This window comes from Streptomyces sp. NBC_01669, assembly GCF_026339735.1.
In the GTDB taxonomy this organism is placed as follows: Bacteria; Actinomycetota; Actinomycetes; order Streptomycetales; family Streptomycetaceae; genus Streptomyces; species Streptomyces yanii.
In genome coordinates, this window is sequence record NZ_JAPEQG010000001.1 from 4866463 (window position 1) to 4880523 (window position 14061).

14 protein-coding genes are annotated in these 14061 nt (G+C 71.0%); 6 read left to right on the forward strand and 8 right to left on the reverse strand.

The genetic code is table 11. The features are described 5' to 3' along the window. Positions 1 to 69: 69 nt before the first annotated feature. Positions 70 to 1491, forward strand: a complete 1422-nt coding sequence (locus tag OG972_RS21775; RefSeq protein WP_266990648.1) for an MFS transporter — start codon at positions 70 to 72, stop codon at positions 1489 to 1491. 110 nt (positions 1492 to 1601) lie between these two features. On the opposite strand, the gene OG972_RS21780 is transcribed toward OG972_RS21775, so the two are convergent. Then, positions 1602 to 1982, reverse strand: coding sequence for an SAV_915 family protein (locus tag OG972_RS21780; RefSeq protein WP_266983933.1), 381 nt, complete (start codon positions 1980 to 1982; stop codon positions 1602 to 1604). 547 nt (positions 1983 to 2529) lie between these two features. Continuing rightward, positions 2530 to 2985 carry a tellurite resistance TerB family protein gene (locus OG972_RS21785; protein ID WP_030931413.1) on the reverse strand — a complete coding sequence of 152 codons (456 nt, stop codon included), beginning with the start codon at positions 2983 to 2985 and terminating at the stop codon, positions 2530 to 2532. Between the two features lie 160 nt (positions 2986 to 3145). On the opposite strand from OG972_RS21785, the gene OG972_RS21790 reads away from it, so the two are divergent. The 3 genes from OG972_RS21790 (at position 3146) to OG972_RS21800 (ending at position 6123) form a co-directional block, all read left to right on the forward strand. Continuing rightward, on the forward strand, positions 3146 to 3604 hold the full coding sequence (locus OG972_RS21790) for a BlaI/MecI/CopY family transcriptional regulator (protein WP_266983935.1): 459 nt from the start codon (positions 3146 to 3148) through the stop codon (positions 3602 to 3604). A gap of 3 nt (positions 3605 to 3607) precedes the next feature. Beyond that, positions 3608 to 4549 carry a M56 family metallopeptidase gene (locus OG972_RS21795; RefSeq protein WP_266983937.1) on the forward strand — a complete coding sequence of 314 codons (942 nt, stop codon included), beginning with the start codon at positions 3608 to 3610 and terminating at the stop codon, positions 4547 to 4549. A gap of 161 nt (positions 4550 to 4710) precedes the next feature. Then, positions 4711 to 6123 (forward strand): NF041680 family putative transposase, encoded by a 1413-nt coding sequence (locus OG972_RS21800; RefSeq protein WP_323135952.1) that lies wholly within the window; start codon positions 4711 to 4713, stop codon positions 6121 to 6123. Positions 6124 to 6154: 31 nt separating this feature from the next. Here OG972_RS21800 and OG972_RS21805 read toward each other — a convergent pair whose 3' ends face one another. The 5 genes from OG972_RS21805 to OG972_RS21825 all read right to left on the reverse strand — a co-directional run bounded on the left by OG972_RS21805 (position 6155) and on the right by OG972_RS21825 (position 10713). Continuing rightward, entirely contained in the window at positions 6155 to 7393 is a 1239-nt protein-coding gene (locus OG972_RS21805; protein ID WP_266983941.1) for a cation:proton antiporter, read from the reverse strand. 2 nt (positions 7394 to 7395) lie between these two features. Continuing rightward, positions 7396 to 7866, reverse strand: coding sequence for a cation:proton antiporter regulatory subunit (locus tag OG972_RS21810; RefSeq protein WP_266983943.1), 471 nt, complete (start codon positions 7864 to 7866; stop codon positions 7396 to 7398). Positions 7867 to 8097: 231 nt separating this feature from the next. Beyond that, complete coding sequence (locus OG972_RS21815) at positions 8098 to 9558, reverse strand: flotillin family protein (RefSeq protein WP_266983945.1); 1461 nt, start codon at positions 9556 to 9558, stop codon at positions 8098 to 8100. Positions 9559 to 9611: 53 nt separating this feature from the next. Then, on the reverse strand, positions 9612 to 10121 hold the full coding sequence (locus OG972_RS21820) for a hypothetical protein (protein WP_266983947.1): 510 nt from the start codon (positions 10119 to 10121) through the stop codon (positions 9612 to 9614). Between the two features lie 106 nt (positions 10122 to 10227). Beyond that, positions 10228 to 10713: a peroxiredoxin gene (locus OG972_RS21825; protein WP_266990650.1), complete on the reverse strand. Its 486-nt coding sequence runs from the start codon at positions 10711 to 10713 to the stop codon at positions 10228 to 10230. A gap of 96 nt (positions 10714 to 10809) precedes the next feature. Here OG972_RS21825 and OG972_RS21830 point away from each other — a divergent pair, with 96 nt between their 5' ends. Next, positions 10810 to 11544, forward strand: coding sequence for an alpha/beta hydrolase (locus OG972_RS21830; RefSeq protein WP_266983949.1), 735 nt, complete (start codon positions 10810 to 10812; stop codon positions 11542 to 11544). Between the two features lie 267 nt (positions 11545 to 11811). Here OG972_RS21830 and OG972_RS21835 read toward each other — a convergent pair whose 3' ends face one another. Next, positions 11812 to 12480 (reverse strand): TetR/AcrR family transcriptional regulator, encoded by a 669-nt coding sequence (locus OG972_RS21835; RefSeq protein WP_266983951.1) that lies wholly within the window; start codon positions 12478 to 12480, stop codon positions 11812 to 11814. A 69-nt stretch (positions 12481 to 12549) separates the two neighbouring features. Here OG972_RS21835 and OG972_RS21840 point away from each other — a divergent pair, with 69 nt between their 5' ends. Continuing rightward, positions 12550 to 13992: a DHA2 family efflux MFS transporter permease subunit gene (locus OG972_RS21840; RefSeq protein WP_266983953.1), complete on the forward strand. Its 1443-nt coding sequence runs from the start codon at positions 12550 to 12552 to the stop codon at positions 13990 to 13992. Positions 13993 to 14061 lie beyond the last annotated feature (69 nt).

Below are 14061 nucleotides of genomic sequence, written 5' to 3' on the forward strand. Positions count from 1 at the left end.
GAGACCGCCACCTCCCCGCCGTCCCGCCCCGCATTCGACCGTGAGCGCGGTCCGTCGCGCCGGTGGTGGGTGCTGGCGGTGATCGGTCTGGCCCAGCTGATGGTGGTGCTGGACGCCACCATCGTGAACATCGCCCTGCCGTCCGCCCAGCAGGACCTCGGCTTCTCCGACGGCAACCGCCAGTGGATCGTGACCGCGTATGCCCTGGCCTTCGGCTCACTGCTGCTGCTCGGCGGCCGGATGGCCGACCTGGTGGGCCGCAAGATCGCCTTCCTGACCGGTCTGGTCGGCTTCGCGGTCGCGTCGTCGATCGGTGGCGCCGCCCCGAGTTTCGAGGTCCTGGTCTTCGCCCGGGCACTCCAGGGCATGTTCGGCGCCCTCCTCGCCCCGGCTGCGCTCTCCCTCCTCACCACGACGTTCACCGTCCCGAAGGAGCGCGCCAAGGCGTTCGGGATCTACGGCGCGATCGCGGGGACGGGCGGCGCGGTGGGGCTGCTGCTCGGCGGGATCCTCACCCAGTACCTGAACTGGCGCTGGTGCCTGTACGTGAATCTGCTGTTCGCCCTGGTCGCCTTCCTCGGCGGCATCCGGCTGCTCGCCGCCGGTGCCCCCGCCGACCGCCGCAAGCTCGACGTCCCGGGCACCGTCCTGGTCTCGGCGGGGCTCTTCTGCATCGTGTACGGCTTCTCCAACGCCGAGTCGCACCCCTGGGGTTCACCGGAGACCTGGGGCTTCCTGCTGGCGGGCGGTGTGCTCCTGGTGGCGTTCGCCTGGTGGCTGAAGCGGGCCGCGCATCCACTGCTGCCACTGCGGGTGGTGCTGAACAGGAACCGCGGGGCGTCGTACCTGGCGATGTTCATCGCCGGCGGCGGCATGTTCGGCGTCTTCCTGTTCCTCACGTACTACCTGCAGAGGACTCTGCACTACTCGCCGGTGACCACCGGTCTCGCTTTCATCCCGATGGTCTGCTTGATGATTGTGACGTCGATGACGACGACCAATGTGCTGGTGCCGCGCTTCGGCGCGAAACCGATCGTGCCGCTCGGCATGGGCATCGCTGCGGCCGCCCTGGTGTGGATGACCAGCCTGGACCTGACGAGCAGATACCTCACCCATGTGCTGCCCGCCCTGCTCGTCCTCGGCCTGGGCCTCGGCGCGATCTTCGCCACGGTGATGAACCTGGCCACGTACGGGGTGGCCGCCCGCGACGCGGGTGTGGCCTCGGCGATGGTCAGCACCAGCCAGCAGGTGGGCGGTTCGATCGGCACGGCGCTGCTGAACACCCTCGCCACCAGCGCCGCCATGAACTATCTGTCCGACCGCATGGTGACCCCCGCCAGTGTCGCCCGGGCCCAGCTGCAGAGCTACTCCACGGCGTACTGGTGGTCGGCGGGCTTCTTCCTCATCGGGCTGGTGGTGACGGCGGTCCTGTACCCCAGGGGCGCACCCCGGACCCAGGTGGTGGAGGAGTCGGCACCGGTCCGCGTCTGACGACCGGGCCGGCTCCCCCCGGACCTCGCCCTGCATCCCGACGTCCCGCCGCGGCATGTCGTCCGGTCACACTCCGCCGACGGTCACAACGTCTCTCCTTCCCGTGCTCGTCAACACGGGCGCGCGAGCACGGCAGTTGGACCGGTCGGTGGATACGCGTCGTGCCGGCACAGCTCACGGGAACCGGGCAGGGACGGCTGGGCGGTCAGCTGTGGATCGATGGTGAGGGCGGTAATGCCGAGCGGAGCCCCCAGGGCGCGCAGGGCCGGTTCGGAGAGCCTGATCCAGGACTGACCGGCGCCGAGAGTGGCGGTGAGCTGTCGCACGGAGGTGAAGCCGACGGCGGTGCGGCCGCCGAGCGGCGTACGGAAGAACCGTGCCGTACATCGGGCGGCAACGCCGGTGGGACCCGGCCGGACGGGGACGAAGAGCAGTCCGGCCGGGACGGGTTCAAGAGGTTCGGGGTCGTCCGTTTCGGCGCAGTCGGACATGGTTGTTCCTCCTCGATGTGCCTGCGTGCTGTGGCACTGATGACGTTATGCCCGCAGTTGAGGGGAACGGATACGCCCCTGACGTCGGCTTGACGCAAGACCCCGCCTCCGTGACGCGATGCATACGCGGCATGGAGGCGGGGTCCTGGGGGTGGGCGGCCGGGGATTCGCTCGGGGGAGTCGCGAGTCCCCGGCCTGGCCGGGCGCTGTCCGATGGTCAGTCGGACCGCGGTGTGTTCCCGGCGGTTCGGGGGGCCGTCCGGCCGGCCCGGAGAGGGCGTTCGAAGCTGGTGTCCAGTGCCCCTCCCGGCAAGCTTTGCCCCGTGGCACCGTCCGGCACGCCCTCCCCCAAGGCCTTGAGGGCCAGGGGGGACCCCCTTCCGCGCCGGCCAAAAGCCCTGGTGGCTCCTTCCCCCAAGCTCTCGACTTCGTTCGAGCAGGGGGGACCCCATCCAAGGACGTCCGGCCGCCTTGCGATCGCACGCACCGGACGACGCTCCTCATGGGGCAAACATGGCCGGTCACGGTACTGGTGCCGGGAGGGGTACTAGAGGTCGAACTCGTGCGGCGGGAGGTCGAGTGCGAAGCACGCCTCCCGGACGACGGCCTGCTCCGACTTGTCGAAGTCGCCGTCGGCGCCGCCGATGACGATGCCGATCTGGATGACGGCACGTGCCTCGGCCGGCTTCTTCTTCGCCTTGCCGATCTCCTGGAGCACGCTGACCTTGCCGAAGGCGAAGTCGGCGGTGAGCTTGTTCACATACTCGTTGAAGCGCCGCTGCAGATCGTCCGCCGGGAAGTTCTGCAGCACCTCGTTGGACGCGATGAGCGAGGCGACGCGCTGGCGCTCGGACGGGTCGATGGAACCGTCTGCGGCGGCGACCAGGGCGCACATGGCCATGCTCGCGTCGCGGAACGCACCGCTCTTCAGGTCGTTCTTCTTCGCCTCGAGCTGCGACTGCATCGTCGTCGCGGATTCCTTGATCCGATCCCACAGTGCCATGACGTCTCCATACGTTGCGTTGCGTTGCCGGAACGAGATCCAACTCTACAGACGTGTAGAAGTTAGCAGGATGATCGCCCGCTGTGTCCGGGAGCCGGCCTTCAGTACGATGCTGCGACGCCGTGGCCGACGCGGCATCGCACGAAGGGCAGTCACCACGATGGACACGGCCGGGGCCAGCCACCACCCGCTCAACGAACTGCCCGACGACAACGTGCCCCCGGCGGGCCCCGCCTCCGACGGCCGGCGCCCCCGCAAACGCGGACAGGGCGAGCTGGAGGCCCAGGTCCTGGCCGTTCTGCGCTCGGCGAACGGCCCCGCGACGGCGGGCTGGGTGCAGGAACACCTCGACGGCGACCTCGCGTACACCACCGTCATCACGATCCTGTCCCGTCTGTACGCGAAGAAGTGCGTGACCCGTGCCCGCCAGGGACGCTCCTACACCTGGACGTCCGCCTCCGACGAGGCCGGTCTCGCCGCGCTGCGGATGCGTCGGGTCCTGGACGGCGAACGGGACCGCGAGGCCGTACTCGCCCGGTTCGTCTCGGCGCTGTCCCCGGGTGACGAGGAACGCCTGCGCGCGCTGCTGGCGCAGACGACGGAGAAGGACGAGGACTGACCGATGGGCGTTTTTGTCTACCTGCCCCTCGTACTGCCGCTGACCGCGCTGCCGATCGCGCGCCTCGCCGAACAGCATCTGCATCCACGCAGCGCCACCCGCCTGCTCGCGGCCGTCGGCACGACGCTCGCCCTGTGCAGCACGGTGTGCCTGGCGCTGCTGATGGTGGTGGGTACGGCCCAACTGCCGGGCAATCCGCTGCCGGACGGCTGGGCGGACCCGGAGGTGCGGGCGGCGGTGCCGTACGAGGAACGGGCGGGCGTCGTCGCCATCGGAGTGCTGGTCGCGGTCTTCGTGGCATGCGGGGCGACGGTCCACCGACATGTACGCCAACGCATCCGGGCGACCCGGGCCCTGCAGTCCCTCCCGTCGCAGCCGTCCCCGGTCGCCGTGTTCCCGGACCCGGAGCCGTACGCGTACGCACTGCCCGGCGCCCCCGGCCGGGTGGTCGTGTCGACGGCGATGATGGAGTGCCTGACAGCGCGTGAACGCCGGGCGCTTGTCGCCCACGAGCAGGCCCACCTGACCGCCCGCCACCACCGCTACCTCCTGGCCACCCAACTGGCCGCGCGGGCCAACCCGTTCCTGCTGCCGCTGCGTACGGCGGTGGCGTACAGCACGGAACGGTGGGCGGACGAGGAGGCGGCGCAGGCGATCGGTGACCGGCGGGCGGTGGCGGGCGCGGTCGGCAAGGCCGCGCTCTTCGCTCACCGTTCGCCGATCGCAGCGCCCGCGTTCGCCGCGTTCGCGGCGGTGGGCCCGATCCCGCGCCGGGTCGCAGCGCTCCTGGAGCCGGTCCCGCCGACCCGGCTGTGGCCCCCGTCGTCCGCGCATGTCGCCTTCGCGGGACTGGTGGCCACCGTCGGAACCACGGTGTCCGCGCTGTCGTCGCTGAACGCGACGGTGACGCTGGTGCGGATCCTGCACGAGGCGACCCCGCTCTGAGCTTTTTGTTTAACCTCGCCGGGTCACCTGACCTGCTGATCTTGCCTTGTTTCTGAGACAGCAGGACGGCCGTTCTTCACGCTTCGAGGTGTCGAGCAACGTCGCGTGAAGGAACGGCCGCTGTGAAGAGTCTGGCCCCTGCAGGTCCCGCTGACGCAGCACTGAGCGTGCTGTCCCACTTTCGTGTCGAGTTCTACGACTGCCTCTACTCCCGTGCGGATGCGCTCTTCGAGCTGACCGACGCAGTGCTGTGCGCGGACGGTCCGGTGACGTCGCTGGCCGAGCTGACGCTGACGGCCGAGCACCGGCGCGGGCACGGGGCGATGTACGACGCGGTCAACCACGGCTGGCTGGAACCACGCCGCCTGCGCAGGCTCCTCGCCTCCACACCGCTGCCGCGTGCCGCCGACGGGCGGATCGTCCTCGCGGTCGATGTGAGCAACTGGCTGCGTCCCGACGCCCCGACCAGCCCGGACCTGCTGTTCTGCCATGTCTACGGGCGAGGCCGCAGCGCCGACCAGTTCATCCCCGGCTGGCCCTACTCCTTCGTCGCCGCCCTGGAAACAGGACGCACATCGTGGACCGCTGTGCTGGACGCGATCCGCCTGGGCCCTGCCGACGACGCCACGGCGGTGACTGCCGCCCAACTCCGCGACGTCTTCACCCGGCTCCTGCGAGCCGGCCAGTGGAAGCCCGGTGACCAGGACATTCTCATCGTCATGGACTCCGGCTACGACGTCACCCGCCTCGCCTACGTCCTGGCGGACCTGCCCGTCGAGCTGGTCGGCCGGCTGCGCTCGGACCGGGTGATGCTCCGTGACGCCGGACCGCGCCGTTCCACTCCGCGCGGCGGGCAGCCCCGCAAGCACGGCGGTGTCCTCACCTTCTCCAAGCCGGACTCCTGGCACACCCCCGACCAGGCCACCACCTGCACCACCACCCGCTACGGCACGGCCGAAACCCTCGCCTGGGACCGGATGCATCCCCGCCTGACCACCCGCGGCCCCTGGCTCGACCACTGCGGTGAACTCCCCCTGATCCACGGCACGTTGATCCGGCTGAAGGTCGAGCACCTGCCCGGCGACCGCGACCCGAAACCGGTCTGGCTGTGGTCCTCACGCACCGCGATGACCAGCACGGACGTCGACCTGCGCTGGCAGGCATTCCTGCGGCGCTTCGACCTGGAGCACACCTTCCGGCTGTTCAAGCAGACCCTCGGCTGGACCGTCCCCAAGGTCCGCGACCCACACACCGCCGACCTGTGGACCTGGCTGATCATCGCCGCCCACACCCAACTCCGCCTCGCCCGACCGCTCGCCGAGGACCTCCGCCGCCCCTGGGAACGGCCAGCCGAACCCCGCCGTCTCACCCCCGCCCGCGTCCGCCGGGGGTTCCGCCACCTCCGCGCGAAGACCGCCCGTCCCGCAGGAGTGCCCAAACCCTCCCGGCCCGGCCCCGGACGCCCACCCGGCTCCAAGAACCGCAGGCCAGCCCCACGGCACGAACCCGGGAAGACCGTGAAACGAGCCGAAACCCTCACCGAACACGTCCGCCTGAAACAGCAGCGAGGTTAAAGATCAAGCTGAGAGCGGTTCGGAGGAACTCTCAGTCGGCGGCCGAGGCGCGCTCGACGACAGGCATCTCCTCGCGGGCGACAGGCACACCGCCCCCGGAGGCGCCGCCCCCGCCGTCCCGCCACGCCTGGATCCTGGCCACGACGGGCTGCGTCCAACGGGCGGTGAGCGGACCGATGATGACGAGAATCAGGACGTACGCGGTGGCGATGGGTCCGATACGGGGCTCGGTCGCCACGGCCAGACCGGCGATGACGATGGAGAACTCGCCGCGCGCGACCAGCGTCCCACCCGCCCGCCACCGTCCACGTGAGCCGATCCCGGCGCGCCGGGCGGCATACCACCCGGTGCCGATCTTGGTGAAGACGGTGACGACGGCCAGCAGCAGCGCGGGCAGCAGCACGGGCGGAATGTCGGACGGATCGGTGGAGAGACCGAAGAAGACGAAGAAGACGGCGGCGAACAGATCGCGCAACGGCGTCAGCAGCTTACGGGCCCCTTCCGCGACCTCCCCCGAGAGGGCGATCCCGACGAGAAACGCCCCTACCGCCGCGGACACCTGCAGCTGCTGTGCCACACCGGCCACCAGGACGGTCAGCCCGAGCACGACGAGGAGCAGCATCTCCGGATTGTCGGAGGACACGGCCCGGCTGATGAGCCGGCCGTGCCGCAGCGCCACGTACAGAACCAGGCCGACGGTGCCGAGGGCGACCAGCAGGGCGATGCTGCCCCCGGCCAGACCGGCACCGGCGACCATCGCGGTGAGCAGCGGCAGATAGACGGCCATCGACAGGTCCTCGATGACGAGAACCCCGAGAACGACAGGCGTCTCCCGGTTCCCGAGCCGCCCCAGATCGGTGAGCACCTTCGCGATGACCCCCGACGAGGAGATCCAGGTGACCCCGGCCAGCGCGACGGCCCCCACGGGCCCCCACCCGAGCAGCAGCGCGGCCACCGCGCCGGGCGTCGCGTTGAGTACGAAGTCGACGGCCCCGGACGGGTATTGCGTCTTCAGGCTGGTCACCAGCTCGGACGCGCTGTACTCCAGCCCCAGCAGGAGCAGCAGCAGAATGACGCCGATCTCGGCGCCGACGGCGGTGAACTCCTCACTGGCACCGAGGGGCAGCAGCCCCCCGTCCCCGAACGCCAGCCCGGCCAGCAGATAGAGCGGAATCGGCGAAAGCCCTATCCGCCCGGCGAACCGTCCGATGATCCCGAGCCCCAATATGACGGAGCCGAGCTCCACCAGCAGTGCGGTCGTGTCGTGCACGGTCAGCCCTCCGCAATGATCTCGGAGAGCGCGTCGACGCCCTCACGCGTACCGACGACGACCAGCGTGTCCCCGATGGCCAGCCGGAAGTCCGGCCCGGGCGACGGATGCGCGCTGTGCGTCCGCAGCACGGCCACGATCGACGCCCCGGTCCGCGTCCGGGCCCGGGTGTCCCCGAGCAGCCGGCCCCCGTACGGGGAGCGCGACCCGAGCGGTATGTGTTCGGTGACGAGATCGATGCCCTCGGTCCGTACGGCGTCGATGGGCGCGGAGTCGATGAGGTGGGCAAGTCCGGTCGCCTCCTGTGGAGTCAGGGCCACGGAGAGCTGACATGAATCGGGATCGTCGCGCTCGTAGAACCCGATGAACCGGCGCCCGTCGTGGTGGACGACGACGGAGATGTGCTGTCCCGACTCGGTGATGTAGTCGTACCGCACACCGACTCCGGGCAGCGTGGTCCGGTGGGTTCCCATGGCTTCCTCCCGAGGCGCGCGGCGACATGGCGACGCACTTGGTGATCTCTTTAACCTTCCATTACCTTAACCGGAGGCTTCCGCCGCCTGGCGATCGCGCGCACGGAGACCCTGCTCACCTGCGGATACGGCGTGATCGGTGCGCGGCCGCCGGGACGCGGCCGAGGTCCGGACGCAGCCGTGCCCGGCGGTCCGCTGCTCACCGCCGGGCACGTGGGGTCGGGAACGGCGTCAGTCGGTGATCTCGATCTTGCCGTTGGCCGATGCCGATGCCGATGCCGTGGCCGGTGCCTGCGCCGGGATCTCCGCTGCGGTGTCCGAAGTCGACCCGCCCTTCAGGTTCTTCAGCAGTGCCGCCAGGTCGACGCCCGTCGTGGCGGTGAGGAGTTCCATGCCCTGCGCGACGTTGTCCGCGACCGTGCGTGACAGCTGGCTCGCGCCGTCGGTCGAGATGACCGTCATCTTGTCGATGGCGCTGAGCGGTTCCGCGGCCTTGGCGACGACGTGCGGGAGCACCTCGACCAGCATCTGGAGCACCGCCGCGTCGCCGTACTGGGCGAACGCGTCCGCCTTCTTCCGCATGGCCTCGGCCTCGGCCGCGCCCTTCGCGGCGATGGCGGCGGCTTCCGCCTCGCCCTCGATGCGGACGGCGTCGGCGAGCGCCGAGCGGTGGAGCTTCTCGCCCTGACCGGTGAGGCGGGAGCGCTCCGCGTCCGCCTCGGCTTCCTTGACCTGGGCGATGCGGCGGGCCTCGGCCTCCTGCTCGGCCTGGTAGCGGGCCGCGTCGGCGGGCTTGCGGACCTTGGTGTCGAGTTCGCGGTCGGTCAGGGCTGCCTGGCGCTGGGCGACCTTCTCCTGCTCCTCCAGGACTTCCTGCTGGCGGGCGGCCTCGGCGAGCGGGCCGGCGGCGTTGGCCTTGGCCGCCGCCGCTTCCGTCTCGGCCTTGATCTCGGCCTGCTTGAGGTAGAACGTCCGCTCGGCGATGGCGATTTCCTCGGCGGCCTTCAGACGGGCCTGCTCGGACGCGCGCTTGGCGATCGCCTCGGCGATGTCCGCCTCCTGCTTGGCGCGGGCGGCTTCGGGGCGGCCGAGGTCTTCGAGGTAGGAGCCCTCGGTGGTGATGTCCTGGATCTGGAAGGCGTCCAGGATCAGGCCCTGGCCGGAGAGGCTGGCCTCGGCCTCCTCCGCGACCTGGCCGGCGAACGCGGCGCGGTCGCGGATGATGTCCTCGACCGACATCCGGCCGACGATGGCGCGCAGGGCGCCCGAGAGCACCTCCTGGGTGAAGCCGACGATGCCGTCCTGCTGCTGCAGGAACCGCTGGGCGGCGGCCCGGATCGCGTCCTCGTTGCCCCCGACCTTGACGATCGCGACGCCTTCGAGGTGGGACTTCACACCGCGCAGGGTGACGGCCCCGCGCACGGCGACCGGGATGTGCCGGCTGGAGAGGTCCAGGGTGAACTTCTGCTGCACGAACGGGACGACGAAGACGCCGCCGCCGACGACGACCTTCTGCCCGCTGTTGTCGATGCTGGTGCGTCCGGTCACCGGGTCGGTCGACTTCTTGCCGCGCCGTCCCGTGATGATGAAGGCCTCGCTGGGCCCGGCGACCTTGTAGCGGGTGATCACCACGAGGCCGAGGAGTACGAGGAGTACGACGACTCCGACGACGGCGGTCACAACTGGGCTCATAAGGGGTCCCCCCTGCCTCCCGATCGGGGACGGCAGCTTGGTTCAGTAGGTGGTCAGCGCTCGACGGGGCGGACCGCGACCGAGGTGGTCGAGAGTGCGGCCTCCACCCAGATCTCGGTGCCGCGCTCGACCGGCACCGGGCTCTTCGCCGCGAGTTTCACGGGCTGGCCCGCGAGCCGCAGCAGGACCTCGCCGTACCCGTCGGCCGGGATGGCCGTGACGACGGACCCGGACGTGCCGACGAGATCGTCGCCCCGTGGCGTTGCGGCGGTCTGGTCGCGCATCAGGGCGCGGCTGAACTTCCAGGTCAGCCATGCCGCGACCAGTCCGGCGAACAGTCCGGCCGCGGTCGCCGCGACCGTACCGGCACCCGTGGTGCCGAGCACGATCGCGCCGCCGAAGCCGAGCATCGAGAGGAACCCGGCAATGACGGGGAGGGACAGGAGGCCGTCGAAGAGCCCGTCGAGTACGCCCCCGAAGAGCCCTTCGAGGATTCCGTCGAAGATCAGGGAGAGGGCGAGGAGTGCGACCCCCGCAATGCCCAGACCGAGAAACAAGGTCATGTGATCCCCTTTCCCGATCTGGGAAATCCCCCGGATATGTCCGTCGAGCTGGCTGGATGATGCCATACACGCTCGGGCCGTGACATTGCCGGGGTCCGGCAATCTTTTACTCGTTCTTGATGCCGGAGATGTGGTCGGCGAGCGTGTCCAGCGACTGGAAGGTGGCCCCGAGGACCGCGACGTGCTTCCACCGCAGCACGCCGTCCGGCCCGATCAGGAACACGGCTCGGCGCACCCCGATCCCGGGCGCCGTGATCCCGTATGCCCGGGCGATCTCCCGCCCGGTGTCCGCGAGCAGCGGCATCCGCAGGCCGTAGGTGCGGGCGAACGACTCGTGACTGTCCACACCCTGTGGACTGATTCCCCAGACCTCCGCGTCGAGACCGGTGAAGGTCTCCATGCCGGAGGAGTACGAGCAGAGCTGCTTGGTGCAGACGGCCGTGTTGTCGCCGGGGTAGAAGGCGAGGACGACGGTACGGCCGCGGGCGTCCGAGAGCGTGTAGTCGCGGCGTTCGAACGTGTCTCCGGCGAGCGCTCCGCCCGGCAGTGTGAAGTCCTGGACGGGCTGGCCGACTTGTGGTGACGATCCCATGGCGGTCCCCTTGTGTGCGACGGATGTGCGGCGTTCGGCGATGTTCCGGTACAGCATGCTCGGTACGGTGGTGGCTTCCGCGACCAGGAGGTGGGTATGGCGGATCGGCGACCACCTGTGGCGGCTGCGGTACTCCTCCTGCACGGCGGGCGCGAGACGGGTCTGGGGCCGCCCCCGCCCGGGCCGTTGAACCTCCCGGCCCTGCGCATGCGGCCGTTCGCACGGGCCGTGATCCGGGCGACCCGGGACGGGCCCGTCGATGTGGTGGTACGGGACGTGCGGTACGGACACCTCGGGTGGAACGGGTCCCGGGAGGACGCCCTGCACGATGCCGTACGGGCGCTGGACGGCGTGCGGCGCGAGTTCGGCGAGGTGCCGGTCGTGCTCGTCGGGCACTCGATGGGCGCCCGAGCCGCCCTTCGCGCGGCCGGGCATCCCCTGGTACGAGGAGTGGTCGGCCTCGCGCCGTGGTGTCCGCCCGGTGATCCGGTCACCCAACTCGCCGACCGGGACGTCGTGCTGCTGCACAGCACCCGCGACCGCGTGACGAGCCCCCAGGCCTCCCAGTCCCTCGCCACCCGCGCCCGCCGGGCCGGCGCCCGCTCCTGTCTGGTGACGATCCGCGCCAGCGACCATGCGATGCTCCGCCGGGCATCGGCATGGCACACGATGACGGCCGGCCTGGTGAGGGGACTGCTGGGGCTGTCCGCGCTCCCGGCGCCGGTCGACACCGCCCTCCATCTCCCGCTGGGCGCACCGGCGTCGGACGGCACGCTGGACTACGACGGGCTGCTCGGCAGGGGTGACGCCACGGCCGGGCGCCGGTCGTGACGTACTGCGTGGACCGCACCCCGTACACGTACGGCCGCGGGCCCGGGCTGCTGGAGCCCGGCAGGTGGGAGGGGCTGCCCGAGGTCGACGTGGGCCGGGTGGAAGGAGGATGGGACCACCCCTCGTACGGAGCGGACCATCCGCCGGACGCACTTGGAGGAGCTCACCACATGGGCGCCCGGCTCGCGGCGTCCGGTACGCACGCTCGCTGCGTCGCGCGGCCGGCGAACGGGGTCGCGCCGCGTGTCCACGTGGAAGTGCGGAGATTCAGCCGGTGGGCCCCGCCGGGGCGTAGTGGCCCAGGAACATGTCGACGCCGCTGGTGATGAGGCGGTCAGTGACCTGGTCGTCGATGGCCGTGCCGTACGAGCTGAAGACCAGGTGCGGGAAGACCAGCAGCGCGTACAGCTGGATGATCGCCGTCTCCAGGTCCGGGATGGTCAGGCGGCCCCGGTCGGCGAGGGCGCGCAGGGCGTCGGCCACAGCGGGGTGGTGGCCCTCGGGACCGTGGCCCTGCCAGGCGTCCGCCAGCTCCGGGAAGCGGTGCAGTTCGGCGGCGACGAGGTTGCGCAGGGCGATGACGTCGGTGTTGTCGCGGACGGCGGCCACCCAGGTGCGGGCCGCCTCGACGAAGGCGGTGCGCAGGTCGTCGGCATCGGCGAGTCCGGCCAGTGCGGCGGCTGAAGGGCCGCCCAGAGGCTCGTCCAGCGCGCCCGCGATGACGGCCGTGAACAGCGCTTCCTTGCTGCCGAAGTGGTTGTAGACGGTCACCTTCGACACGCCCGCCTCGGCGGCGATGGCGTCCATCCCGACGCCGAACCCCTCCCGCAGGAACGCCTCACGGGCGGCCTCGACGATGGCCCGCCGCTTGGCCTCGGCGCGCGGCCCGCCGGGGGGCTGCTTCGCGTTCCCCCGGCGGCTGCTCTGCATGGTCATGGGGCAAGACTAACAGTCAGCTGAACTGAACAGTTGAGTTCATGTGAACTGATCCGTACAGTTCAGTTCATGAGTCCGCATGAGACGCACGTACAGCAACCTGCCGAACATCAGACCGGGCATCCGCCCGCCCACCCGCGTCGCTGGGCGACGCTCGCCCTCGTCTGCGTCGCGCAGTTCATGCTCGTCCTCGACGTCACCGTGGTGAACGTCGCACTGCCCGACATGGCCGCCGACCTGCACTTGGGCCGCACCGCCCTGACCTGGGTCGTCACCGCCTACACCCTGTGCTTCGGCGGGCTGATGCTGCTCGGCGGCCGGCTCGCCGACGTCCTCGGCGCGCGCCGTACCCTCCTTGCGGGGCTGGCCCTCTTCACCGTCGCCTCGCTGGGCACCGGGCTCGCCGACGGCGCCCCGGTGCTGATCGGGGGCCGGATCGCCCAAGGAGTGGGGGCGGCGCTGCTGTCGCCCGCCGCCCTGTCCCTCGTCACCACCTCGTTCCACGGCGCGGAGCGCAACAAGGCGCTCGGGGTATGGGCGGCGATCGGCGGGACCGGGTCGGCGATCGGGGTGCTGCTCGGCGGTGCGCTGACCGGCGGTCCCGGGTGGCAGTGGGTCTTCTACATCAATGTGCCCGTCGGGATGGCCCTGCTCGCCGCCGTGCCCGCCCTCGTCCCGTCGCGCGCCCCCCAGCCCTCCGCCCGGCTCGATCTGCCCGGCGCGCTCCTGGTCACGGCCGGTACCGGAGCGCTCGTCTACGGACTGGTCGAGGCGGGGGACGCCGGGTGGGGATCGGCTGCCGTCCTTGTGCCGGTTGCGGGGGCCGTGCTCCTGTACGCGGCGTTCGCGGGCGTCGAGCGGGCGGCGAAGCAGCCGCTGATGGATCTGCGGATGTTCACCCGGCGGCCGGTGCTCGCGGGCGCGTTCCTGATGCTGGTCGCGACGGCGCTGCTGATCGCCTTCTTCTTCCTCGGGTCGGTCTATCTGCAGCATGCGCGCGGGTTCACCCCGATGCGGACCGGGCTGGTGTTCCTGCCGGTGGCCGTCGCGGTCGGGCTCGGCGCACATCTGGGGTCGCGGCTGGTCGGGACGGCCGGAAGCCGCGGGACAGCGGTCGCCGGGATGGTGATCGCCGCCGCCGGTTCCGTACCGCTGACCCGGCTGGGAGCGGACAGCAGCGTGTACGGGGCGCTGCTGCCCGGTCTCTCCGTCGCCGCGCTCGGCCTCGGCGCGGTCTTCGTCACCGCGACCACGACGGCGCTGGGCATGATCGGGCACCACGAGGCGGGGCTCGCGTCCGGAGTGGTCAACACGTTCCACGAGGTGGGCGGCGCGATCGGGGTGGCGGTCGTCTCCACGGTCGCGGCAGCCGGGATCGAAAGGGGTGCGGTGGGCGGGTTCGCCGACGCTTTCACGGTCTGCGCGGCGGCGGCCGGTGCCGGCGCGGTCGTCGCGGTGGGACTGGTGCCGCGGGGGAAGCCGGAGACGGCGGGCGGGCCGCACGTGCACTGAAGCCTGCTGTGCGGATGCGGGGCGGGGCGGGGCGGCCGACGATGAAGACCGGGTAATCGGGTGGTCCGG

Bases quoted from the DNA above. Each gene is read 5' to 3' on its own strand.
- OG972_RS21790 (WP_266983935.1), top strand. From the start codon at position 3,146: ATGGACACGGCCGGGGCCAGCCACCACCCGCTCAACGAACTGCCCGAC.
- OG972_RS21840 (WP_266983953.1), top strand. From the start codon at position 12,550: ATGAGTCCGCATGAGACGCACGTACAGCAACCTGCCGAACATCAGACC.
- OG972_RS21835 (WP_266983951.1), bottom strand. From the start codon at position 12,480: ATGACCATGCAGAGCAGCCGCCGGGGGAACGCGAAGCAGCCCCCCGGC.
- OG972_RS21785 (WP_030931413.1), bottom strand. From the start codon at position 2,985: ATGGCACTGTGGGATCGGATCAAGGAATCCGCGACGACGATGCAGTCG.
- OG972_RS21820 (WP_266983947.1), bottom strand. From the start codon at position 10,121: ATGACCTTGTTTCTCGGTCTGGGCATTGCGGGGGTCGCACTCCTCGCC.
- OG972_RS21825 (WP_266990650.1), bottom strand. From the start codon at position 10,713: ATGGGATCGTCACCACAAGTCGGCCAGCCCGTCCAGGACTTCACACTG.
- OG972_RS21795 (WP_266983937.1), top strand. From the start codon at position 3,608: ATGGGCGTTTTTGTCTACCTGCCCCTCGTACTGCCGCTGACCGCGCTG.
- OG972_RS21810 (WP_266983943.1), bottom strand. From the start codon at position 7,866: ATGGGAACCCACCGGACCACGCTGCCCGGAGTCGGTGTGCGGTACGAC.
- OG972_RS21830 (WP_266983949.1), top strand. From the start codon at position 10,810: ATGGCGGATCGGCGACCACCTGTGGCGGCTGCGGTACTCCTCCTGCAC.
- OG972_RS21815 (WP_266983945.1), bottom strand. From the start codon at position 9,558: ATGAGCCCAGTTGTGACCGCCGTCGTCGGAGTCGTCGTACTCCTCGTA.
- OG972_RS21780 (WP_266983933.1), bottom strand. From the start codon at position 1,982: ATGTCCGACTGCGCCGAAACGGACGACCCCGAACCTCTTGAACCCGTC.